The organism is Mesorhizobium terrae, assembly GCF_008727715.1.
Lineage (GTDB): Bacteria > Pseudomonadota > Alphaproteobacteria > Rhizobiales > Rhizobiaceae > Mesorhizobium > Mesorhizobium terrae.
The window spans coordinates 594,419-616,714 of record NZ_CP044218.1; the positions used below are offsets into that span (position 1 = coordinate 594,419).

General features: G+C 59.8%; 21 protein-coding genes and 2 pseudogenes. 11 read left to right on the forward strand and 12 right to left on the reverse strand.

Going from position 1 to position 22,296, the window contains the following annotated elements; all coding sequences use genetic code 11:
- Positions 1-81: 81 nt before the first annotated feature.
- Complete coding sequence (locus tag FZF13_RS04080) at positions 82-618, reverse strand: OmpA family protein (protein ID WP_024925027.1); 537 nt, start codon at positions 616-618, stop codon at positions 82-84.
- Positions 619-793: 175 nt separating this feature from the next.
- On the opposite strand from FZF13_RS04080, the gene FZF13_RS04085 reads away from it, so the two are divergent.
- Positions 794-1,354, forward strand: coding sequence for a DUF6931 family protein (locus FZF13_RS04085; RefSeq protein WP_210271003.1), 561 nt, complete (start codon positions 794-796; stop codon positions 1,352-1,354).
- 147 nt (positions 1,355-1,501) lie between these two features.
- Here the strand turns inward: FZF13_RS04085 and FZF13_RS04090 are convergent, their stop codons facing one another.
- The 3 genes from FZF13_RS04090 to FZF13_RS04100 form a co-directional block, all read right to left on the reverse strand.
- Positions 1,502-2,740: a caspase family protein gene (locus tag FZF13_RS04090; RefSeq protein ID WP_024925029.1), complete on the reverse strand. Its 1,239-nt coding sequence runs from the start codon at positions 2,738-2,740 to the stop codon at positions 1,502-1,504.
- A gap of 7 nt (positions 2,741-2,747) precedes the next feature.
- The gene (locus FZF13_RS04095) at positions 2,748-3,842 is read right to left on the reverse strand and encodes an OmpA family protein (protein ID WP_024925030.1); all 1,095 of its coding nucleotides are present in this window, start codon (positions 3,840-3,842) and stop codon (positions 2,748-2,750) included.
- Between the two features lie 469 nt (positions 3,843-4,311).
- On the reverse strand, positions 4,312-5,520 hold the full coding sequence (locus FZF13_RS04100; protein WP_024925031.1) for an MFS transporter: 1,209 nt from the start codon (positions 5,518-5,520) through the stop codon (positions 4,312-4,314).
- 105 nt (positions 5,521-5,625) lie between these two features.
- On the opposite strand from FZF13_RS04100, the gene pdxR reads away from it, so the two are divergent.
- The 6 genes and pseudogenes from pdxR (at position 5,626) to FZF13_RS04125 (ending at position 9,625) form a co-directional block, all read left to right on the forward strand.
- A complete protein-coding gene (pdxR, locus tag FZF13_RS04105) occupies positions 5,626-7,113 on the forward strand; it encodes a MocR-like pyridoxine biosynthesis transcription factor PdxR (RefSeq protein ID WP_024925032.1) in 1,488 nt (495 codons plus the stop codon).
- Positions 7,114-7,182: 69 nt separating this feature from the next.
- Positions 7,183-7,425: a type II toxin-antitoxin system Phd/YefM family antitoxin gene (locus FZF13_RS04110; protein WP_024925033.1), complete on the forward strand. Its 243-nt coding sequence runs from the start codon at positions 7,183-7,185 to the stop codon at positions 7,423-7,425.
- Entirely contained in the window at positions 7,425-7,850 is a 426-nt protein-coding gene (locus FZF13_RS04115; protein ID WP_024925034.1) for a type II toxin-antitoxin system VapC family toxin, read from the forward strand. Before FZF13_RS04110 ends, FZF13_RS04115 begins: the two co-directional genes overlap by 1 nt.
- Positions 7,851-7,892: 42 nt before the next feature.
- Complete coding sequence (locus FZF13_RS29400) at positions 7,893-8,015, forward strand: hypothetical protein (RefSeq protein WP_262368500.1); 123 nt, start codon at positions 7,893-7,895, stop codon at positions 8,013-8,015.
- Positions 7,997-8,359 (forward strand): annotated as a pseudogene (locus FZF13_RS04120) (efflux RND transporter permease subunit); the annotation flags it as partial. The gene FZF13_RS29400 and the pseudogene FZF13_RS04120, both read left to right, overlap by 19 nt.
- A 271-nt stretch (positions 8,360-8,630) precedes the next feature.
- Positions 8,631-9,625 (forward strand): annotated as a pseudogene (locus FZF13_RS04125) (IS630 family transposase).
- 337 nt (positions 9,626-9,962) lie between these two features.
- On the opposite strand, the gene FZF13_RS04130 reads toward FZF13_RS04125, so the two are convergent.
- The 7 genes from FZF13_RS04130 to FZF13_RS29535 all read right to left on the reverse strand — a co-directional run bounded on the left by FZF13_RS04130 (position 9,963) and on the right by FZF13_RS29535 (position 18,985).
- The gene (locus FZF13_RS04130; RefSeq protein WP_024925037.1) at positions 9,963-11,489 is read right to left on the reverse strand and encodes a hypothetical protein; all 1,527 of its coding nucleotides are present in this window, start codon (positions 11,487-11,489) and stop codon (positions 9,963-9,965) included.
- An 82-nt stretch (positions 11,490-11,571) separates the two neighbouring features.
- Positions 11,572-12,558, reverse strand: coding sequence for a Gfo/Idh/MocA family protein (locus tag FZF13_RS04135; protein ID WP_024925038.1), 987 nt, complete (start codon positions 12,556-12,558; stop codon positions 11,572-11,574).
- 111 nt (positions 12,559-12,669) lie between these two features.
- Positions 12,670-14,115 (reverse strand): hypothetical protein, encoded by a 1,446-nt coding sequence (locus FZF13_RS04140; RefSeq protein ID WP_024927301.1) that lies wholly within the window; start codon positions 14,113-14,115, stop codon positions 12,670-12,672.
- Positions 14,116-15,393 carry an oligosaccharide flippase family protein gene (locus FZF13_RS04145; protein WP_244431339.1) on the reverse strand — a complete coding sequence of 426 codons (1,278 nt, stop codon included), beginning with the start codon at positions 15,391-15,393 and terminating at the stop codon, positions 14,116-14,118.
- Positions 15,394-15,490: 97 nt separating this feature from the next.
- Complete coding sequence (locus FZF13_RS04150) at positions 15,491-17,467, reverse strand: acyltransferase family protein (RefSeq protein WP_161773100.1); 1,977 nt, start codon at positions 17,465-17,467, stop codon at positions 15,491-15,493.
- A gap of 4 nt (positions 17,468-17,471) precedes the next feature.
- Positions 17,472-18,554 (reverse strand): adenine nucleotide alpha hydrolase family protein, encoded by a 1,083-nt coding sequence (locus FZF13_RS04155; protein ID WP_024925042.1) that lies wholly within the window; start codon positions 18,552-18,554, stop codon positions 17,472-17,474.
- 272 nt (positions 18,555-18,826) lie between these two features.
- Positions 18,827-18,985 carry a HisA/HisF-related TIM barrel protein gene (locus tag FZF13_RS29535; RefSeq protein WP_081766918.1) on the reverse strand — a complete coding sequence of 53 codons (159 nt, stop codon included), beginning with the start codon at positions 18,983-18,985 and terminating at the stop codon, positions 18,827-18,829.
- Positions 18,986-19,105: 120 nt separating this feature from the next.
- Between FZF13_RS29535 and FZF13_RS29540 the strand changes: the two genes are divergently transcribed.
- Positions 19,106-19,528 carry a protein NO VEIN domain-containing protein gene (locus FZF13_RS29540; protein WP_024925043.1) on the forward strand — a complete coding sequence of 141 codons (423 nt, stop codon included), beginning with the start codon at positions 19,106-19,108 and terminating at the stop codon, positions 19,526-19,528.
- 99 nt (positions 19,529-19,627) lie between these two features.
- On the opposite strand, the gene FZF13_RS04170 is transcribed toward FZF13_RS29540, so the two are convergent.
- Complete coding sequence (locus tag FZF13_RS04170) at positions 19,628-20,269, reverse strand: dihydrofolate reductase family protein (protein ID WP_024925044.1); 642 nt, start codon at positions 20,267-20,269, stop codon at positions 19,628-19,630.
- 132 nt (positions 20,270-20,401) lie between these two features.
- On the opposite strand from FZF13_RS04170, the gene FZF13_RS04175 reads away from it, so the two are divergent.
- From FZF13_RS04175 to FZF13_RS04185, 3 genes are all read left to right on the forward strand, one after another.
- Positions 20,402-20,734, forward strand: a complete 333-nt coding sequence (locus FZF13_RS04175; protein ID WP_024925045.1) for an ArsR/SmtB family transcription factor — start codon at positions 20,402-20,404, stop codon at positions 20,732-20,734.
- The gene (locus tag FZF13_RS04180; protein WP_024925046.1) at positions 20,735-21,223 is read left to right on the forward strand and encodes an SRPBCC family protein; all 489 of its coding nucleotides are present in this window, start codon (positions 20,735-20,737) and stop codon (positions 21,221-21,223) included.
- A 447-nt stretch (positions 21,224-21,670) separates the two neighbouring features.
- Positions 21,671-22,267, forward strand: a complete 597-nt coding sequence (locus FZF13_RS04185; protein ID WP_065996643.1) for a TetR/AcrR family transcriptional regulator — start codon at positions 21,671-21,673, stop codon at positions 22,265-22,267.
- Positions 22,268-22,296 lie beyond the last annotated feature (29 nt).

The window sequence follows — 22,296 nt, forward strand, 5'->3', positions numbered from 1 at the left end:
GATTGAAGAGGACCCGTGCCAGTTACGCAGGGTCCATTGGATTGTTGTCACTATGGATGGGGTCAGCGGAGCGCGGTCGCCTCACTCGGTCTTGATCCGCATTTCCACCCGGCGGTTGATCGGATCGTAGGGATTGGCAACGCGCGGGTGTGACTTGCCCAGGCCCACCGCTTCGAGCCGGGCGGGCTGAACGCCGTTCGCGGTCAGGAACGCCGCCACCGATTGCGCCCTTCGCTGCGAAAGGTCCTGATTGTAGAGATCAGAGCCTGTCGCATCGGTATGACCTTCGACGACAAAACTGAATCTGCTCAGCCGGTTGTCCTCCAGCGCCTTGGCGAATTCGTCGAGCTCGCTACGGGCAGTCTGGTCGAGTTGAGCCGAATCCAGGGCGAAATTGATCATCATATCGAGGCCGGTCTTTTGCGTTGGCGCCCCAGCCTTATCGGCCTTGCTCTTACACTCTTCCTCGGTCCCGACGCAGATTCCGCGCGACGCACCAAGGCTGCCCGGACCGGTGAAGAACTTCACGATGTCTTCCGATTTCTGAAGCGGATCGGCGGAAACGTGCGTTGAAAAAAGAATGGCCGCCAATACCGAGGCTAAGCTGCCCCACCGCATAATCATCACTCCTGTTTGAGCGGATTTCGCTGGTGCAGACTATATCAAATCGCACAGCAACTGTCTGTGAACAAAGCCACGCTGCCACCCACCGCCGCCTGCTAAAGCTGAGGCTTGACCTGCGCTCAGCCGCAGGCTTGAGTGCTATGCTGCTCCTGCTCGGGGTGTGACGGCCATGGCCAATGAACTCGGATACAGATCGGCAAGAGATCTTTTCCTCGCCTGTCCCGCCATCGCCAGGGACATGAAATCGCCTGCCGCCGATCGACCCCCGCTCGAGTTTTGCCGTACCTTGCTCGCTGGGCGCGTGCCGGAAGAGGCAGTCACGTTCTGTGCCTATCTCCTTCCCGACCAGGCCGCGGTCTGGTGGGGCCATGAATGCCTGAGCCATCTCGCCGAACTCCTTGCCGAGCGGGATCTGCGGTTGCTGGCCATTGTTCACGATTGGGTCCGCGAGCCGGACAATCCTCATCACCGAGCGGCCTTAAGCGACGTGACGGATGTTTCGCCAGCAACCCCGGCTGCCTGGATTGTGCTTGCGGCGGCATGGCGCGACCCCACCTTCAACATGGCGTCGACAGGATTTCCTGCCGCCCATGCCGTCAACGCGGGAATCCTGACGGGGCTGGCGAGCGTCTCGCTGGCGGACCGCTTTGCCGTGCTCTCGGCCTTCGTCGAAATGGGCATCCAGATCGTGGAAATGGAAGCGCAGCGGCTATCGGCCGCCGCCTATTAGAGCGCCGCGTGTCCAATTGGACGCGCAAAGGACGCTCTAACACTTTGTATCTGCTGCATCGTGTCTACCGAAAATCGATTCCGATTTTCTGGCCGATGCAGCAGGCTTTCCAATTTCAGGCCGAGTCCCGTCGGCCCAAATCCGATATCATTGGCAGCCGCCTTGTGCCCATCTGGCCAGCGCCACCTTGAAACGCGTGCCTAGCGGATGCTGCAGGCGCATGACGGAGACGTCGTTGGCGGCGAAATTCTTTGCCTGCTCGCAAAGACGGGCTTCGTTCCACTCATGGCAGCCGTCGCAGTGTTTTCCCTGCCACATGGACTTATCGAGGCCTTCGACCGGGCTGAAGAGCGGCTGACTCTTGATCAATTGGGCAATGCTCTTGCCGTCGATTGCCGGATCACCGAATTTGATCGGCCGATCGAAGAAGATCGGCCCTTCCGTTGCCAGTTTCGGGATTTTCTGACGCAGCACATCAAGCGCAAGCTGGTCGTCGGTCTGGCCGGTCGACGTGCCGGTATTGCGCGTCCCGGAGCCGGCTTCGTCTTGCGGCGGGCGCGCCTCCCCGACAATCAGCGGCGCGTTGAGGTCGACCTTGTGTAGCATGACTTCGGTGGTCAGCGAGACGTTGGTCCAGGGCCGCTGCTTGCCGTTGGTCGCCTTGAAGACGTCGCTGGTCACCCTGTTCACGGCTTCGGTGATGGAGATGTTGGTTTCGCCGATATGTTGCAGCAGTGCTTTGGTGAAGGGCGAGTGTTCGCCCGATCCATCATAGGCCAGTTGGTTCGGACTGGCGGCGAAGGCAACCAGCGTGCCGGCGCCGCCGTTTTCGATCGGTATCTCGGCAAGACCGCTGCTTACACCCTTGACGCCAGCGGTCTTTGCCAGAACTTCAGCAAGCGGATTGTCTCGACAGGCGTCCAGAAACACCAGCCTTATGCTGGTTTCGCGCGACATCTGGCGCAGAACGAAATCGATCGACACAGCCTCGAAATCGAGCGAGGTCTCGTCGTCGAGCGCGGCATCAACCGGAAGCAGGTAGTTCTTGCCCGATACCTGCAGACCATGGCCGGCGTAGAAGAAAAGCGCGACATCAGCGCCGCGAACCTGCTTGGCAAACTGGGCGACTGTGGCCTGCGTCTGCTGCTTTGTGAGGTCGAAGCCGGAAACCACTTCGAAGCCGAGGCCCCGCAGTCGCTCGGCCATGGCTTGGGCATCGCGCACCGGGTTGGGGAGCGCCGCAGCGTGTCGATACTGCGAATTGCCGAGCACCAGCGCGACGCGACGTTCGGCACTGGCAGCCGCAACGGTCAAAAGCAGGGCAAGCGCCACAAGTCCGGCGACACGAAGCATGCCACCGCAAAAGGCGATCCCAGCGGAACCCACGACGACCTCAGTTGCCGAGCTTGCTGGTGGAGAATTCGATCCGCCGGTTGAGCGCCTTGTTCTTGGGCGTATCATTGGCGGCAACAGGCCGCTCCTCTCCATAGCCGGCAGCGCTGATCTGGTTACGTGGCACGCCGTCGACAACCAACGCGTCTGCGACTGCCTGAGCCCGCCGCTCCGACAGCAGCTTGTTTGCTTCTGGCGATCCGTCGGAATCAGTGTACCCGGACACCTCGACCTTGAGGCTCGGACACTTGCCGACGACGCCTACGACCTCCGTCAGCAGGGGACGGCTCTTGGCATCAAGCCTGGCGCTCGCGGAGCGAAAATAGATGGCGCCGGTGCGCGACAGCACAGCAAACCTGTTGAGACATTCCTCGTCGCTGAAGTTGGCCTTCGCGGCATCGGTAGCAACGGGACCAACCGCGCCTGCCGCGACAGTCTGAACCGCGACCGGCTTGCTGCCTTCGGCGGCAAAGACGAAATCAAAGGATACCGACGCGGTGGGCACGATGTTCGTCACGTTGGCCGCCTGTTGCAGCTTGTCGATGTTCGGCAGCAGGCCAAAATCCTCGACATGGACCGCGACCGGCGCCTCGGAGGCGACGGAGACCTGGGTATCGCCGATCATGGTGACGACAACGCTCGCCTCCAAATCCTTGCCAAGGCCATGCAGGTTCAGGCGGAACGGCAAGGTGGTCTTCACCCTGCGCTTGGTTGCGAGATCGGCGAATGCGGCGGGGTTCACCTTCGCTGTCACCTCCGCCGTCGGGTAATTGAACGTCTCGAAGAACAGGAAGCGCATGCGGACGTTGCGAAGATCGACGCCCGTATCGACGGAATTAAGGTCGAAGCTGATCTTGGCGTCGCCGGCGGAACTCAGCGTGCCGGTGATGTTCCTGATCTTGTTGGTCTCGACGATCGTATTCTTCTTGACCGACTGATAGGTGAGCACCGAAGCGGATGGATCAAGCGTCCAGTTCGGCGCGGCGCTCGCCGTTTGCAATCCGCAGATCAGCAAGCCCGGCAGCGCGGCAACGATCAAGCTAAATGCTGCGGCCTTCGCTGGCGCTTTTCGCCAGAACGCAACGACTTCGAACATGGAACGCCCCCACCAGGACAACCCGATCTCGATACCGGCACGATGCGGGAGCATAGAGCACTTGCTCTTGCTTGGCGAGCGGTTCCAGCAGGCTGCGGAAACGATGGCAGCCGCGTACCGGAAGAACCGCGCGTCGCGGCCTTGTCATCGTCCGCCGCCGGCACCATCGCCTCCCAGTGGCTTTGTCCTGGCAGAGACCTGAACGGCTTGAATCGCGGCTATTCCCGTGGACGGAGCCAGCCTTGGTCAGTGCCAAGCAGACGATCGGCCATGTCACGTTCCCAACGATCCGACCATCTGCCACTCACATCCAACGGGCATCGGACCAGGTGACTTGCGCCCCGTCGCAACAAGGCGTCGATGACATGAAACCTTTGGCGCAGGCCTGTGCGCAATCGCTCGAGCTTCGTCGTCGTTGGACGGTTGCAAGGCGGCGCACCTTCTGCTCGGCCTTTAGCCCCTGATTGGTTCACCGCGAATCCGCCGTTTGGCGCGGTTCGTTGAATGATGCTTCCAGCGGCCGTGGCACACGCAGGCGCAGCAATGCCAGGCCCATCTCGGCGATCGCGAAGGCCAGCACGGCGCCGAGAAAACCGGCGGTACCGACAGTGACGATCAGCCAGCCGCCAAGAAGCGGAAACCCGAAGACACCCAGAAAATAGGCGATCGCAAACCAGGTCAGTGCGGCGTTGCGCTGTTCTGCGGGACCGTCATTGACGGCCTGTGTCTGGATGACCGCATAGACCAGGCCGTAGCCGAGGCCAAGCAATATGGCGCTCGCGATCTGGATCAGCACGCCATAGCGAAGAGCGAAGGCGACCACCACGCCAAGGATCATCACCGACAGGAGCACAATGGTGGCGCGATCGCCGTTGGCCCGGCTGACAAGCGGAGCAAGCACGAAACGGGACACCACCACTGTAATGGCATAAGCGGCGAAGAAGGTGCTCGCCTGCAGGCCCGTGCCGCGAACCAGAGATGTCTGGAACGTCAAGACGCCGCTGAACACGCAGGCGCCGAGACCCACCATCAGAATGGGGTAAATGGCTTTCGTACGGGCGATGTCCGGCAGCTTGCGCACCCAGCCGTCGCTGGACGGTCGCGGGGTCGTGGCAGCCGGCCTCGGCGACAGGTTTTCGAACATCCACAAGAGCAGCGCTGCCAGAACGCAGGCCGCCGCGACGACGCAGAAGGCCATCGCCGTGGAAAGGCCTAGGCTTCCCGTGAGCGCGCCTGCTGCAACTGGGCTGGCGCCGATGCCGGCCATCAGGAACGCGCCGAAGCGCGTAAACCAGAAACCGCGCTCGCGATCGGTCACACGTTCCGACAACGACATCGGCGCGGCGAGATAGAAGATTCCCCATCCGAGCCCGATGAGGAAGCCGGCCCCGCCAATCACGGGAGAAAGCGTGTGCAGCGAGGCGAGAGCAAGATAGCCGGCACACACCGACAGCGCCCCGAGCGCGGCCATCCGCGCCGCGCCGAAGCGGCCGGCGAACCAACCGACCAGTGGCACGCCAATTACCGTGCCAAGCATGGCACCGCCAAGCGTGATGCCGGTCTCGATCTCGCTGCCGCCGAGGGCGCGGAAATGCTCGGTCAGAAGGAAGGTGGCGCCGTAACCGGCTGCTGTCAGAAAGCTTCCGACAAACAGGCAATAGGCATGTGATGCGCGCATGATGTTTTGACTCTCGGTATAATTGGCCCAAATATTTGGCCGACAGGATCAAAATCACAGGTCCACTTGGATTTGCTTCCGGGGACCACTCTTGCGGAGGCTAAGGTGACAGTCGAGATTTCTCGAAGGCGCGAAGGCACGGCGCATCTGGTCGACATCGAGGTCGACAGGGCATCGCCCGTACCGCTTGCCCGGCAGCTTTATCTTGCGTTGCGCCAAGGGATCGTCGGTGGCCGTATGCCGCCGGGGGCGCGACTTCCATCCACCCGCGCGGCGTCACGCCTGTGGGGCGTGTCTCGTGGCCTCGTTACCGAGGCCTACGAAACGCTGTTGAGCGAAGGCTATGCGATCGGCCGCACCGGCTCCGGCACCTATGTCTCGAAGGATGTGCCGGAGCGCGCCGGGCGCCCTGGTGGGACGGGATGGGAGCGGCCTGAACCCGGCCGCCTGCTCTCGCGCGCCGCGCGCGCCGTCAGCGCGCCCTCGCCCCAGGTGTCCGAGCCCCCCTTGCAGATACCCTTCGTCATGGGTCGGACACCGCCGGACGCAAGAACACGCGCCGTTCTGACCCGCATCGCCCATCGCCATCTCGGTGCCATGTCGAACCACTACCGAGATCCCCAGGGGGAGGAGGTGCTGCGCGAAGCAGTGGCCGCCTATCTCCTGGCGGCGCGCGGCGTGCGCTGTATGCCCGGCCGCATCTTCATCACGGCGGGCGCGCAGCAGGCGATCGATCTGGCGATCCGCACGCTGATCGATCCCGGCGATTTCGTCGCCGTCGAAGAGCCCTGCTATCCACCGGCCCGACTTGCCTTGACGGTCCATGGCGCAATACTGGCGCCCGTGCCGGTCGACGACGATGGCCTGAATGTCAACGCGCTCGGAGCACTCGCCGCCAAGCCGCGGGCTGTCTATGTGACGCCCTCGCATCAATACCCCACCGGAGCGGTTCTCTCGATGGCGCGGCGCCTGGCGCTCCTCGACTGGGCTGCCGCCACGGGAGCCTGGGTCATCGAAGACGATTACGACAGCGAATTCCGCTATGACGGCCGGCCGCTGGCGGCTTTGCAGGGCGTTGATGAGCATCATTGCGTCATCTATGTCGGCACCTTCAGCAAGGCCCTCCTGCCGGGCCTGCGCCTCGGCTATCTGGTGGTGCCGGAGGATCTGGTGCCGGCGTTTCGGGTGATGCGGACACTGCTCGATCGTTTCCCCGCGCCGTTCCAGCAATTGGTGGTCGCCGACTTTCTGGCCGAGGGGCATTTCTCCAGCCATCTGCGACGGCTGCGCGAGGCCTATCGCGCGTCGCGCGACGTACTGGTGTCATTGTTGCGCGCGCGTTTGTCCGATCATCTTGAGGTGAACTCCCCACACCAGGGCGTCCATCTTCTGGCTCGGCCCGGCGCGCAACACAACGACGTCGCGTTGGCGCAAGCGGCGCATCGGCACGGCGTCGCGGTTCTGCCAATTTCGCCAATGCATGTGGCGCCCATGCCTCGTCACGGCCTCCTGTTTGGCTTCTCGGGCTTGACGCATGCCGAGGCCGATCTCGGCACGAAGCGCCTAGCGGCCATGTTCGCGGCTCTCAAATGAGCGCGCCGAACAGCGCGATGGCTCCTCAACAACGATGGCCGCCGATCTCTCACTGGTCAGGAACATGACATGGATGCGATCAATCTGGCGGACGCCAAAGCCCGTCTGAGCGAGTTGGTCGACCGGGTCGAGGCGGGCGATTCGATCGACATCACCCGTCGCGGCAAGACGGTCGCACGGCTTACCGCCGTGGCCAGGCCGCGCAAGCCGATCGATGCCGCGCTGCTCCAATCGCTGACGGCAGCGACGCCGCCCCAGTCCCAGAGCGCCGCTGATCTCGTGCGGTCGATGCGGGACGGCGATCGCTACTGATGCTCTATCTCGATACGTCGCTGATCGTCGCGGCGCTCTCCAACGAAGCAATGACGCCGCGTGTTCAGGCCTGGCTGGCGGAGCAGGATCCGGCGCAGCTTCTGATCAGCGATTGGACCGTCACCGAAATGTCGTCCGCCATGGCGATCAAGCTACGGACCGGGCAGACCGGCCTGGAGCAGCGCGCGGCCGCACTTGCCATGTTCAACAAGCTGATCGCCGAAAGCTTCACCGTGCTGCCAGTGACCGGCGGGCAGTTTCGGGCGGCCGCAAGGTTCGCCGATCAGCATGCCCTCGGGCTTCGTGCGGGCGATGCACTGCGCCTCGCTATCGCGTCGGAGCATGGCGCCACGGTACATGCGCTCGACTGGCGGCTGGCCGACGCCGGGCCGGCAATCGGTGTGCCGGCACAGTTACTGGCATGATCCGGGCCTTCTCCAGATTGGTTGATCAACTTCGGAGCCGTCATGTCTGGTGACTGGTCCGACGAGCAGAACGATGCAATCGTGGCGGACTATTTCGCGATGCTCGCGGACGACATCGCGGGGCAGCCCTATAGCAAGGCTGAGCATACCTGGAACAGGCCGTGACCGAGCTGAAGCAGAAATGCGTCGAAGAAAAGCGGCCGTTCACACGCGCCGATCTTCACCAGGCAATCATGCTGGGCGCGGTGGAGCGCGTGAGGCCCAAGATCATGACGGTCGTCGCGATTATGGTCGGGCTGGTTCCCATCCTGTGGAGCACGGGGGCCGGTTCCGAGGTGATGCAGCGCATCGCCGTGCCGATGATCGGCGGCATGATATCGTCAACCGTCCTGACGCTGATCGTCATTCCGGCCATCTACGGTTTGGTGAAAGCTCGGTGTCTGGTTTCATTACTTCGGATGACCAAACATGCGTCGCGATCCGAACCAGTTCGACTAAATGCTGGCTAAGGCAAACGGCGACAGGTCGATCCTGGCAGTGACACCTCCCACAGCGGCGGCACGACGATCGAGACGCGAAGTCGTTCATCGGACGATCACCAGTTCAAAGTTCTCACGTTCACCTTCTCCAGCTATCTAGCGATTTCAATAGCTTATAGTATCTCAAATTCTGCATCCTTTTTGGCTATAGCTGTTCACGATTTGACAGGATCGAGGGAGATTCCGGATTTCTGTCAGCTTTATGATTCGAGACACAGGCTGGAGTGGGATCCAGCGTCTGATCACCCGATCTCTTTCCAATGCTCTTCGCGAACGGATTGTAGCGACGGTTTTGAGTGGCGAGTCGTCGATCAGCCGCCAAACAGTTCGGTATTGCGATTTCGACGGTAGTAAAGTTGTTGCAGCGCCATCGGATGGCCGGGTCGGTTGCGCCGGGCAAGGTGAGCGGACATCGTAAGAGAGCGCTGGAGCCGCACCGTGCTTTCATCAAGGCCCGTATGCGTGAGACGCCGCATCTGACGCTGTACAGTCCGAAGGATGAGTTGGCCGGTCGCTGAGTCAAGGCCTAGCACAACGCGTCCGCGGCTGTTCCTGCGCAGCGAAGACCTGAGCTTCAAAATACTCTGTTCGCCCTTGAGCCGGCGCGTGCCGATATTGCCCGCAGGGCCAACGATGGCGATCCCAGTAGGTCGATCCAGATCCGCAGCGACTGGTCTTCGTCGATGAGAACTGGGTCAAGGCCAACGTGGCTCGTCTGCGCGATTGGGGCCCGAGGGGCAAGTGGCAGCACACCTTTGCTGCACATGGCCACTGGCGCACGCTGACCTTCCTCGGTGCGCAGTGCTGGGATCAACTCACAGCACCTTGCGTCTTCGACGGACCAATCAACGACTAATGCTTTCGCGCTCATGGCGAGCAGCAGCTCATCACCGAGCTGAAGCCCAGCGACATCGTTGTCATGGACGATCTTGGAGGTCATAAACAGCGGCCATCAGGCGGTTGATCAAGGTTGCTGGCGCCAGACTTTGGTACCTGCCTCCCTACTCGTCAGACCTCAATCCAATCGAGCAGGCCTTCGCCAAGATCAACCACTGGATGCGCCAAACTCAGAAACGGACCGTCGAGGATACTTGGCGCCATATCGTTCAACTTGACGAAGCGATCGAGGCAACACAATGCGACAACTACTCCACAAGCGTAGGATATGAATCCGCCAAAACGCGAAAAGCTCGAGCCGGATCAAGCCGTCAAAATAGTGAAGTCGGCTCCAACTAGCCTAGCGAAACCAAGATGCCCTCAATTCGGCAGTAGCGTCTTGTCGTCAGCAGTTAGCGGCCGGACGCATGCCACCGGAGCACAAAGCCCCTTCCGGCCTGCGCCAAGCGATGCTTTCGCTGCCATCATAACCAGTCGGCTTCTTGGATTTTGCCGCATTTCCGACTATCGGCACTCGTCGCTTCAGCGGGACTGCTTGCCGGCAATCAACTTATTGAGCCAGATTTCGAGATTGCCGACGATGGCGGCAACAAGTGCATTTTTAGTGTCGAGGACATTGGTCTTGACCGCTTCGATCGGATGGAATTCGCACTATGAACCTACTTCAGCGCAGATATCACGAATTGCGGTTTTGGCGGCTCGTGATCGAAATCGTGTGGCCTTCCCGACCAATAGAGGTTAGCTGAACAACCCGGTTCTTCACCATGCCTGTCTGCACTCCCGAGACGAAACCGGAACTACCTCGTCCCAAAATCAGGATCGAGAGGGCAAATATGGCGTTGGTGGGATGGAAGACGCTGCCCCATGTCATCATAAGCCAGACGATTGCCGAGGTTGCCGAGACGGCCCAGATGTCATTCGCCTTGATGTGGCTGTAGCACCTTTCGACGATGAACCAGAAAAACGCCAGCGCCGGCAGACCATAGGTGGCAAGCAGGCGCGTGGGCAGGGAAACAGAGTCTGATCGTGCCTGCCCCACATTGAGTATGGAAGACGCCGCGTCTCTCGCCAGATTGCTACCCTGCCCCATCCAGAAAACACTCTTCAGGAACAGTTGCATATGTTGCTGCCAGATCCATGGACGGTAGAGTTGCCTGTAGATGTCGTCGACCGTGAGATGAGTCTGCCCGCGCAATAGAAGGCGCGATATCGGGCCAATATCCTGAAGGAAGTAAAGCGCGTAAGGCGCCAATACCGTTATGACGACGGCGCCGCCGACCAACAGCGCGGCAAATATCATGCGGAATCTGCTCCGACTCGGAAGTGCGCGAAGGTTAACTTGTGCGAGGCAAAAAAGGCAAAAGCCGATCAACGCCGAGCGTACGAAGGACAGGAAAAGAAAATAGCCACTGACCACGATGGAAACGAGCTTCAGGCCTCTCCAAGCCAGTGGGCTCAATGCCAGCATCATTGCAAACAGCGAGATCGTCCCCGATGCAGCAATGTTGGGGGTAACTGAAATGCGCCATGGGCCGTAGGTTGGCGCGGTTTCACCGGGCAGGATGCCCCAGCCATTCAGATTCAGCCCGTCACGGACTTGGTCTGGCTCGAATACTGGTGGCGGCTTGCGCGCGGGCTCATTCTCGGCGACTGGTGACGGCGCGGGGATGGTGTCCGGTGGCGCGTCAGCTGTATTCTGCGCGCTGTTGGGCGGGGCCTTGAATGCTTGAGCCTCACCTGCGAATTTAGTGTTGAGCCAGGTAACTTCGTTGATCGGCGGTTGGGTGTAAAATCGGACAACGCCGGCTGTGTAGAATGTCAGAAACACTGCCAGCAGTAGATTCAAGTTGACCTTTGCCTCCGAACGGAGAACCCACCCTGAAACCCATACGATGATGACAAGCGGAGGGATGACCGAATAGTCGCCGCCAATAATGGACCAGGCACACCCCAAAAAACCGAGTACCGCAAAGGGCCTGGCCAGGCCAAATACTAGGCTATCGAGAGTTTGCCGCAGACGAAGAAGAGGAAATACGATGGCGGGAGTCACGAGCAGCCAATAGGTCAGACCACTCCGGTTAACGATCTGATCTTGTCCAATGAACAGCGAGAAAAATAGCGAAAGTGCTATAAATATCGCGGTGTCGCCGCCGCCTTTAAACCATCTGGCAGCCGCCAAAATTCGAGTTTCTAGCGTATTCATCGCCCCACATGCTTCTGAATTGAATTCTAGATATCGCACGGCGGTCAGATATCACAAAATTGAGACGGTTACGTAATGCTATTCATGCCAATGGCAGAATTAGATCACGCGGCAACGTGTCTTTCTCAAGATCAATCGTTGCCCCATTGCGGCTATTGGACAGATGGGCGGCGATGAGTGTCCGCATTGTCTGCAAACCGTTCTCGCCAGTGGGGTAATTCACACCGGCTAACAGCGCTTTGACAACAGCTAGCGTAGGAGCCACTGCATCCGCCGGAGTGATGGACTGCACCACCTTGGTGCTCGGCATGCCGTAGCGTGTGGTGGGGAGATCGCGATATTCAGCCTCTCGGGCCACGTATTCGAGACTGCCATCAAGTTCATCGACGCTGATCCGCCCATAACGGCAATTATAGGTCACGTGCAGTCCGAGGCCTTGGTCTCCTGAACAGTCCATGAAGAACCTTTTGCCGGACGGGGTCTGCAGGCGAACGGAGCCCGAGGCATCCTTGAACTGCGCTCCGCGGGGGTTGGGCACGTCGACATCGCCAAACCACGCATTCACAAACGCCGGATTTTCGTCCGTCATCAGACGGAACATCTCGAAATAGTGGGTCCCGTTCATGGCGACGCCAAAATTTCCGGCGCTCACAACAACGCTACCCAGCCCGCCAAGCTCAGGGGAGGCCGCCATCCGCATGGGGATCGTATATTGTTCCATGAAGCGCATCTGGTGATTGATCGCCAGATCGACACCGGCTGCCTTGCAGACGCTGATCATGTTCTCGCATTCGGCGAGACTGGTCGCCATCGGCTTCTCGCATAGAATTTTGCGCGCGCCATTGGCCGCGGCAGTGACGACGAGGTCATGGTGACTAGGGGCCGTCGTGGCGATGACGACCAGTTCAGGCCGCACCTGCTTCAGCATGTCGATGGCCGACAAGTAGCGATGTTTTTCCTCGACGCCGTATTCCTGGCCGACCTTGTTGCAAGTCTCGCGATTGATATCGCTGATCGCTCCCAGAGGCAGTTCGACCTCCCTGAGAACCGACGCGTGTCGCACGCCCATACGTCCAAGTCCAATCAGAGCTGTTCTCAAGGTGTGCAATCCATTGTCAGTGTTCGATGGGTGTTCAGGAGGCACCGGCTGACGACTAAGCCAGTCCCACCTAGTGGTCGATCAGCTTGGCGCTTCCCCAGATCTCGCAGAACTCGGAACGGGGAGATTTTTCAGAAGTCTGGAAAATTGACCGCCAAAATCCGGTTCGAAGAAATAGCGCGACGTGGTTTGCGGCACTACCCCAAACTCGCGCCGAGCGACGATTCGCGCAAGGTCGGATGGCGTCTCGATCAACATGGCGCCCTCCGCCTTCGACACTTCAACCACTGATTCGTAGGTCTCAAGCTGCAATATCCCTGTCGGCGTTCCTAGGCCAAGCGCATCGAAGTGACAGGCCGAAGAAATGCTAACATGGAAATCCGCGCTGGCGATCAGGCTATGGGTGCTGACCGACGATGTTCCGGACTGGATATGGACTCGGTTATCCGCGCAAAAGGCGCTCTCATAGAACATCGTGTCGGCATCGTAAGCGGGGTGCAATCTTACGATCAACTCGAAGTCGGCTGGGCATTCGCGCAGAAATTGGGCGATGAAATCTCGCAGTGCCTGACGCCCGATCCCCTGAGTAGTCAGTGCGATACGCGGAACTTTGTTAGGGAATTTGTTCACTGCGAGCGCGCGAAAGCCCGAAAGCAATGGCGCCCCAACCAGTTCGATACGCCCGTTGACCGCGAGCCAGGTGTCCTTCAGCTGCTCCGCCGCAAAGGCGCCATAGACTGCGAGTTTCGACGGCAATAGCAGTCCCCTGACTTCCTCCGGGGATAGGTCGGAGGGCAGAGCGTTCGGATGAGCTCCACTGAAAACCCCATGCTGCATTTCGACGAAGGAAATTCCCCTGAGCTCGGCAGCGCGGATCAAAGCGAACTGTCCGTTATCTGGACACATTACCGCGCGTGCACCAAACCTTGCCAGAACGATGCGGTAGAGCGTGACCCGCCAAACGAAGACATTGTACAGCCGCGAGAGCACGTGCGGGGAGTAGTGTTCCAGCCCGAGCTCGTTCCGGATCGCTTCGGACAGCTGGTCGAAAGCGGCGTGGCTGCGAACTCTGGGCAGGATGCGCCCGAGTATGGCGCTCAGGGCGATGACGCTGGTATCGTCAAAAGCCGGAGGTGTCGCTGCGTTGTCGACATTGGCCTCGTAACCGGGCGCATCGCAGGACGACATCGTCGAAAAGCGCGAAACAGCGGATCTTAGCTCTTCAAAGTAGACGTCTTCGAAACCGTTTTTCCCCTGCCTGCGGAAGGCGGAATCAAATGTCTTCCCGACATACTCGGCCTTCGGTAGCCATAGGAACTGCCACAAGCCCTTCAATATCCCCGCAACGAGGCGCTGACGTCCGATGCCCGCCCGCTCTAGATTGAGGGCCTGCAATCGCATCGAAACCTCGAACCGAACCAGTTGCCAGAGCGGGATACCGTGAACGCGCTTTTCAAAGGCCTGCGTTCGCTTTTCGAATGCCCTTATGGAGGCGGCGACCTGCATCTCTGTTGGATTGGCTGACATTTAGTCGGTCGTCCTGACCCTTGTGGGAAACAGGGCAGCGAACCAGGGCAAGGGCCGCAGATGCTGCGCGAAGAGAAGGGCTCCAGTAAACATCGTCGCCTGCGCGATCAACTGCGCCACGGCAGCACCGACCAGGCCAAATATGTGCAGGAACAGATAAGACAGGACAGCGCCCAATATTCCGCAACTGATCGTTATGACCGATAGGAATGCTGTCTTTTCTTGATAGAAAATGACATTGGCGACAATCAGGTACATGCCGGCAAAGGCTTGGGCGATCGCGGTTATCCAGATCAATTTGGCGGCCCCACCAAACGCCGGACCAACCACAAGCGGCAATGCCCAGATGGAACCGATGCCGACCGCTATCGCCGAGCACATCAGAAACAGGAAATAGAGCAATGTGTAGCGGGTGATACGGATGTCCTTGGCGGGATCAGCCATCTTGAGGGTTTCGATGAGCCAGGGCGAAATGGCGCGATTGCAGGCATCGGCAATCAGGTAAATTCCCAGACTGATCTGCACCGCGACCAAATAGACGCCTGTCTGGGATATACCGATCACATTGGCGATGAAAATACGATCCACTGACGTCAGCAGCATACCGCCGACGACATGGGGTACCAGTGGCACGCCAAACTTGAGCAGCCCGGCAATGTATTTCCGATCCGGTTCAAGTTTGACCCAGCCGCCGACCGCGAGGGAAACGCTAGCCACGATTCCCAACAGCACAATGGCGGCCGACTGGCCAATCAGTCTGCCTTCCCACGCCAAGGCCAAACCGAGCACCAGAACGATCGACAATCCGGCATCAACCAGGGCTTGGGAAATACGAAAGGTGGCGAAGGAGCCCGCTTGTTTCGCCGACTGATACACCGACAAGCGAATAAGTAGGACGAATTGGAGGGCGGAAACTCCTACACCGATCAACAGCCATTTGCGGGGTAATTGAGTGAGCTCTTCAAGTGGACCCGCCGCCAACAGGACGATGGCGAACACACATGTACTCGTCACGAACAGCAAGATCATCGCATTCCCGATATATCGAGGATAGTCGATCTCCGTACGGTCGAAATATCGCATCCCGACCGCACCATGAGCCGACAGGCCCGTCAGGGCACCGAAAGCGGTGATAACGAGGGCATACATGGCCACCAGGCCGTAGTCGGCGGCCGTCAATACGCGCGTCAGGATCGGTAGCAGCAGCAGGGGAATAGCCGCCGCAAGGATGTTTGTTCCCGAGAACAAGGCGACGGATTTGACCACTTGATGGCGCACGGTTTTCAACGAACTCTATAATTGACCAAGGGTGGCGACTGACACCCGATACCACGACAATCACAGCACACGTAGCCCAAGACGTTCAATTGGCTTCCTACTTGCTCAACAGTCCCAGCGATGTCAGTTGCCTGCCCATCGCCTCGACCAGAAATCGGCCACCCTTGCGGCTTAGGTGGTCCGTATCGGTGTATAACAATTCGCCGTCTGATGCGGTGCGGCAACGGTTGTTCTTGGGGTCGCAAAACGTCTGGTCCGGATAGACAACTGTCAGTCCCGGGCGCCCCGAAAGCGTATCCAATACCTTGAACAGTCCCCGATGGCGCTCGAAGTATCGTGTGCGACTTGTGGTTATGGGTATGGAACCACGGGCGGCCAAGCGCGCCGCGACACGCGGCACATGCCAGCCAACTTCGGGAACCGGTGCGATGTATATTACCCGTATTCCACGATCGAGAAGGCCGGTGATGGTGCCTGTGAACAACGCCTCGACCTCTGCGATGCGTGTCGGTTCACCTAGGTCTTTCTGGCCCACCGGACGCACTGGGAAAGGCTTGCCGGGCTCGACACCTCCTTCGCCGTTGTCGAATCTCGTCCCTTGGATATAGGCAGTTGTCCGATCCTGTATAATCACGGTCTCAATGTGATCTTTCAGGAGGGTTTCCATGACGTCTTTGGCGAAGCTGGCACATGCTTCATTGGTGTACACTGGCTCTATTCCGACGATGAACGGGCACCCTGGATAGGTCAGCACTTCTCCGGCCAAACCGTTGCGTGCCAACAGTTCCGACACTGAGTCGGACAAGGTCTCGGCATGACTGTCACCCAGCAAGGCCCAGGTGATCGGCGCCGCGGGATCGCCGATGCGGCAGGGTTTGGATACGGTGCTCGTCTTGCAATTCTGTCCTTCGAGCACGGTCGTGCCACGTTGTGCGGAGGCCGCCAGGAGTTTCAACTGTTCCGAATTATACCGTTGCGGCACGCCATGCAGTGCCATTAGGCACAGCGACGTCACGATCAGCGCCACGCTGACCGGCAGCGATAGACGCCACGTCTGCCCAAGCGACATGCCCTGGCGGATGGGGCGTTCGACAAAAAACCATGTCGCGGCGGCGAGAATTATGCACAGCACGACGAGGGACAGACGCGATGCGAGATCAAGATCGGAGAGGAAATAACTACCGGCGAAAGCCAGGACGGGCTGGTGCCAGAGATATAGCGGATACGAAATGAGCCCGAGAAAAACCGCCGGTGGCCATGCCAGCACTCGCGTAGGCCAAGCCTGCTGCCGGGCCGTGCCGAGGACGAGCATGGCACCCAGAACACTGGCCAGGTTGGCCGTATAGTTGCCGCCGAGAATAAATGCCAGGCCGATCAGGACGAGTCCGATCGGGGGCAGAATATCAGTCCATCTCGGCAGATCGAGGCCGTCCCGCCGCCGCTCGTGCCAGAGGCCGACCAGCGCACCAGCCAGCAGTTCCCAGGCGCGAAAGACCGACAGGTAAAACACCTCGGGGCTGGCCGCTGGCAACCTCAAAGCCGCGGCCAGTGACGCTATCATCAGGACGGGGACGGCAAGTGCGAACCATTTTGGCCGCCCGGCCAGAAGGAGCAGCAAGGCAGGATAGAAGAGATAGAACTGCTCCTCGACCGACAGCGACCAGAGATGGATCAGCGGCGTGAGCGACGCGGCTTCCGACCAATAATCCGTGGTGAGGTAGAAGTAGATGTTTGAGACGAAGGCGATACCGGCAATCGCGGATCGGGCAAGCTTGATGAGAGCTTCGGGCGGCAGGACATAGAGGCCGAGTGCCAGTGAACTGGCACAGACCAGATAGAGCGCTGGAAGCAAGCGGCGGACGCGCCGGAAATAGAAGTCCGGCAGGGCGCCGAGGCTGAGGTCCTTGAGCAATATCCGCGTGATCAGATAGCCAGATATGACGAAGAAGACGTCGACGCCGAGATATCCTCCACGCAACCAGATTTTTCCAGCGGTGGCGAGTTCAAAGTGAAATGCCACGACTCCCAATACAGAAATAGCGCGCAGGCCGTCGATTTCAGGACGATAGCGCACGCAGTTAGCCGATCCGAGGACGAATCGTGTTCGCCAGCCGCCTGGCCGGCTCGGATAGACTATGGTTGGTCTTGTAACCCCCGAAGGTCTTGTTAGGGGAGGCAATGATACCTTCCATCTCCTCGGGTTTCAGTCCCGGCTTCTTGGTCACATAGTCGTAGTCTTCCTCGATGAGGTTTTTCGGATGGGCCGCCCCCTGCATCGCGCTCAGCGCCTCGTCATCCGTCATCTGCCCCCAAAGCACGAGATTAGAGTAATATTCCTTGCGCTTGTCGAGTTTGAACTTATTTTGCAAATAGAGTGACTGATAGAATCGTGTATAGATCGGATAGTAGTTCTTGATTCTATAATAGACTCGGGTCGGTCCATTCCGGAGTATATCCATCGTTGCCTTCTTATTGCAGTCTATGAGGTTCAAAATGGATGGGATCTTTATCTTTCGGTCTAAAATGCAGTAAGTTAGACCGATCGGTGAGAAATGCGGATAGCTCTTGGAGCCCAAACAGCCGAAGCGCTTGTACACATTCCTGATGTAAATCCAGCCAAAATAGCCGTAGCCCCATTTCTCCAGCAGGATTGCCTCGGTCACCGAGTTCGTGTCCGTGATGTCATGCCGCAAGCCGTGCTTGGCCGCCTGCGTATAGAGCAACGCGAAAATCGCAAGGTCGGTCGGAATTTCCCCATCGGGCGTGGCGGCTTTGAGGCAAGATAGCTGAAGATCACGAAATTCAATCCAGTCGATGACGTGGGTGCGCAAATCTATGCTCAGCTTCTCCAGCGTCTTCTGGATATTAGCCACCGTGAGTTCGAAATTCCACCCATTGTCGAGATGGATCGCAAAGGGGCGCAGGCCGAGTTTATTGACGATATGGGCGACATGGGTGGTGTCGATGCCACCACTGACGCCGATCACACAATCAAAGGGCTTCCCTTCGCCGACGGCCTTGATCTCGGTCACCAGCGACGCGAACTTCCTGCTCCGCCCTTCAAGCGGCGCGAGGCGCTGTCCGGCTACCCGGTTGTAACGATGGCGGTGGCTGCACACTCCACCGACATCGAAAACGATGTCGGGATCGGTCGTGTCCATGATGCAGCGCGTGCAGGTCCGATATGGCATAGAATTCACAGTGCCCGTTCCCCAGCGCCGCCCCTTTTTGACGATCTTTCACGGTCCCGGGCTCGTAGCGAACGCGATCCAGCTCGAAAGTTGCAGCAGCTGTCCTGATAGCGCGCGCCGTCCTTCAAGCATAGAGTCACCGACGTGTTCGCATCAGATTACCACTTTGAGGTCCGCTTATGACGAATGGGTGATCAAAACGGCACGATGTTGGTCATGGAACATGAACATCGCTCCCGCGTCTACGGCATCAGCACATGGACAACGGCGGAGCCGAAATCGGTCAGCTTGCCTGCCCCACGATTAGCGATCAATGGAATGCTGACGCTGCGCCCGATGTCCTGGATCAGGTTCAGATCGTAACCCTTCATAGTTCCTCCGCACTCGATCAAAGTCGACATGATCTCGCCGCACCCCTGTCCAGCGCATTGCTCGCCTCGGTGGCCGGATTGTGCCTGGTGCCATTGGTGCCCGAATGGCTGCGCGCCTCATATATGCCGAACAGGGTCTCCTTGACGTCGATGGGCCCCACCACCGCGCGACGAGATCGAGCAGATGACTGCTATCGCGCGCTGGGTCGCGCCAGCGAGGAGCGCAACCTCACCCACGAGCGTGCCAGTCTGCCCACCGCCGGCCAGACCGATCTCGCCGAGCGCATCCACTGGGTGTCGCATGTCGATGGTAATGGCGCCTGCTATGACATTCTGAACTTCGATACGGATGGCAGCGATCGGCTGGTCGAGGTGAAGACGACCAATGGATGGGAGCGCGCACCGTTTCACGTCACGCACAGTGAACTGGCGGTTGCCGAGGACCGACGCAGCGATTCGCGATTAGTGCGATTATGGAATTTCGCAAGGGAGCCGCGAGTATTGGAACTGCGGCTACCGTTGGAGGCACATGTTTCGCTGACGGCCGCCAGCTATCAAGCGAGTCTCCTATAGGGGCCGGAACCAGATTGCCGGCACCTGTGCCGACTATTCGAAATAGCCGACATCGGGTCCCTCCGGGCAGTCCATGATCGCGCTGTTCATGTGCTAGGGTTAACGTCGGAATGTCAGGTGGATGACACCGCTCTCCGCTGTTTCCGACGCCACCGTGTAGCCGGATTCCAGCCCACGCAGGTTGTCCCAGAGGCGGATGCCGCGTCCGAGCAGGATCGGGACGATGGCGACATGGAGGCGGTCGACGAGCCCCGCCTTGAGGAAATCGCGGACGGTGCTGGCGCCGCCGCCGACCCGCACATCCTTGCCGCCCGCGACGGCGACGGCCTGCCGCAGCGCTTCGGCCGGCGTGGTCTCGATGAAATGGAATGTCGTGCCGCCAGCCATTTCGATCGAGGGCCGCTTTCTGTGGGTCAGCACGAAGACCGGGCAGTGGAATGGTGGCTCGTCGCCCCACCAGCCCTTCCAGGTCGGATCGTTGGGGAAATTGTGCAGCCCGAACATGCCGGCGCCCATGATCTCCGCACCGATATTGTCGAAATACGCGCGGGCATACTGGTCGTCGATGCCGGTTGTGCCTTGACCGCTGGTGTCCTTGAACAGGCGCTCGCGGAAAGTCCTTGTCGCGATATAGGCGCCGACGAGGCGCATCCAGTCCTCGCCCATCGGCTGCTCGGGCGTCTGGTCCGTCGTTGTCGCGAAACCGTCGAGCGAGATGTTGAGATCGACACGAACTGCCACGGGGGCCTCCTTGCGTGTACTTGCCCGGTGCGGGCTTGATACTAAGGTATGTACCTTTATGTCGAAACGCAAACACTAAGGCAAGTACCTTTTTGTCGTTGACCGATGGCTCCGACCATCTTACGCATACACATGCCTTACCATTCGACCCCTCTCGACCTTGCCTTTCACGCGCTCAGCGACCCGACCCGCCGCGCGGTGGTGTCGCGGCTGGCCGAGGGCGAGGTGCCGGTCAGCATTCTGGCCGAACCGTTCGACATGGCGCTGCCCTCCTTCGCCCAGCATCTCAGGGTGCTGGAGGAGTGCGGGCTGATCGCCAGCGAGAAGCGCGGGCGCAGCCGCTGGTGCCGGCTGGTGAAGGCGCGCTTCGACGAGGCGGCGAACTGGATGGAAGCGGAGCGCCGGAACTGGGCCATGCGGCTGGAGCGGCTGGAAGTCTACCTGGACACGACGGACGAGGGATGAATGAAAGACGTGGCAAGCCCGTTCGAGAGCTGGTCGCTCGATCGCGAGATCGTACTGGTCAAGCTGCTGAACCACCCGCGCAGCAAAGTGTTTGCCGCCTGGATGAGGCCTGAGGCGCTCGCCCAATGGTTTGGCCCGACCGCCGTCAAGATCGAGAGCCACGAAGCCGATATCCGCGAAGGCGGGATCTGGCGTTTCGACATGGTGGGCACATTCGAGGGCAAGCAGCAGCGCTTCCCCAATCTCATGCGCTTTCTGGAAATCGTGCCGAACGAGCGGATCGTGATGGATCATGGCACGCCCGACCCCGACGACCCCAACCGGTTCCGCGTCACGGTGACCTTCGACGAACAGGCCGACGGCAAGACGGTGCTGACCATGCGCCAGCTCCACCCCAGCCGCGAACGGCGTCAGGTGGTCATCGGCTTCGGCGCGGTGGAATACGGGCTGCAGACGCTGGACGGCCTCGCAGCCTGGCTGGATGGGTGAGCCATTGGCGACCCCGATGGTCGGCACTCATTGAGGGCGCACATCCAGCGAAGAGGTTAACCCGTCTGGATCTCTGGCCAATGCAGCCTAAGTGGTAGCTGCAAACACCGATTCCGAGACGATCTCGCGCCCAATATCACCGCCACGCATGTGGCTTTGTCGCTGATCAGCGCGGTCAGATTGCAATCTACGATCCCACACGCACCGCTTGTTCCGAACAGCCCCACACCTGTCCGTCCCGTTGTCCTGCAAATACCGAGCAAGCCCTTTCCGCCTCGATGCTCCCGCCCGCGATGCCATCAACGGGCCACGCAACGTTGCAGGAGCGGTCTTTCCAGCAAGCACGCCGACTACTACCTAACAGTGCAACGCCGCGAGCGGCCAACCCGTATTGACGTCTCCTTAATTTCGCGTTACACAACGTAACATCAAATAAGGGGCGACTTGATGTCTCCGCGAGCCTATCGTCAATCAGCGCGCGCCGAAGCGGTCCAGGATACCGAGCAGCAGATTGTCGAGGCCTTGACCGCGCTCCTCGCAGAGCGCTGGTTCGACGAGATCACTCTCGACGACATCGCCGCAACGGCCGGCACCACTCGCCAAACCGTGATACGGCGTTTCGGCAGCAAGACCGGCGTGCTCAGCGCCATGGCGGCACAGATGGACGTCTCGATCCAAGACCAACGCTGGAGCACTCCGGCCCAAAGCGTGGCGGATATCGTCACCCTCCTGATGGACGACTACGAGCGCACCGGCGACATCATCGTGCGAACGCTGAGCCAGGAAGTGCGCATTCCCGAATTCGCTGCCGTCCTCGATCGTGGACGCAGGGGTCATCGCGAATGGATCGAGGACATGTTCAAGGCCTGGCTCGATAAACTCGACGCCCAGGCTCGCGGAGATAGGCTCGCGCAGTTGCTGGTCCAGACCGATGTTTGGGTCTGGCATCTGCTGCGCCGGGCGCAAGGACATTCGGCCGCAGAGACACACCGCCTCATGACGCAGGCGATTGAGCGTCTGCTGCGTGAGGACAAGACAAACTGATCCGGTCTCTTTCGAGAAAGGACCAAGGC

Coding starts and splice junctions, on each gene's coding strand:
- FZF13_RS04155 (WP_024925042.1), bottom strand. CDS start 18,554: ATGGACACGACCGATCCCGACATCGTTTTCGATGTCGGTGGAGTGTGC.
- FZF13_RS04140 (WP_024927301.1), bottom strand. CDS start 14,115: ATGTCAGCCAATCCAACAGAGATGCAGGTCGCCGCCTCCATAAGGGCA.
- FZF13_RS04180 (WP_024925046.1), top strand. CDS start 20,735: ATGAAAGACGTGGCAAGCCCGTTCGAGAGCTGGTCGCTCGATCGCGAG.
- FZF13_RS04135 (WP_024925038.1), bottom strand. CDS start 12,558: ATGGGCGTGCGACACGCGTCGGTTCTCAGGGAGGTCGAACTGCCTCTG.
- FZF13_RS29535 (WP_081766918.1), bottom strand. CDS start 18,985: ATGTCGACTTTGATCGAGTGCGGAGGAACTATGAAGGGTTACGATCTG.
- FZF13_RS04185 (WP_065996643.1), top strand. CDS start 21,671: ATGTCTCCGCGAGCCTATCGTCAATCAGCGCGCGCCGAAGCGGTCCAG.
- FZF13_RS04095 (WP_024925030.1), bottom strand. CDS start 3,842: ATGTTCGAAGTCGTTGCGTTCTGGCGAAAAGCGCCAGCGAAGGCCGCA.
- FZF13_RS04130 (WP_024925037.1), bottom strand. CDS start 11,489: ATGAATACGCTAGAAACTCGAATTTTGGCGGCTGCCAGATGGTTTAAA.
- FZF13_RS29540 (WP_024925043.1), top strand. CDS start 19,106: ATGGGCCCCACCACCGCGCGACGAGATCGAGCAGATGACTGCTATCGC.
- FZF13_RS04080 (WP_024925027.1), bottom strand. CDS start 618: ATGCGGTGGGGCAGCTTAGCCTCGGTATTGGCGGCCATTCTTTTTTCA.
- FZF13_RS04175 (WP_024925045.1), top strand. CDS start 20,402: ATGCCTTACCATTCGACCCCTCTCGACCTTGCCTTTCACGCGCTCAGC.
- FZF13_RS29400 (WP_262368500.1), top strand. CDS start 7,893: ATGTCTGGTGACTGGTCCGACGAGCAGAACGATGCAATCGTGGCGGAC.
- FZF13_RS04110 (WP_024925033.1), top strand. CDS start 7,183: ATGGATGCGATCAATCTGGCGGACGCCAAAGCCCGTCTGAGCGAGTTG.
- FZF13_RS04115 (WP_024925034.1), top strand. CDS start 7,425: ATGCTCTATCTCGATACGTCGCTGATCGTCGCGGCGCTCTCCAACGAA.
- FZF13_RS04100 (WP_024925031.1), bottom strand. CDS start 5,520: ATGCGCGCATCACATGCCTATTGCCTGTTTGTCGGAAGCTTTCTGACA.
- FZF13_RS04085 (WP_210271003.1), top strand. CDS start 794: ATGGCCAATGAACTCGGATACAGATCGGCAAGAGATCTTTTCCTCGCC.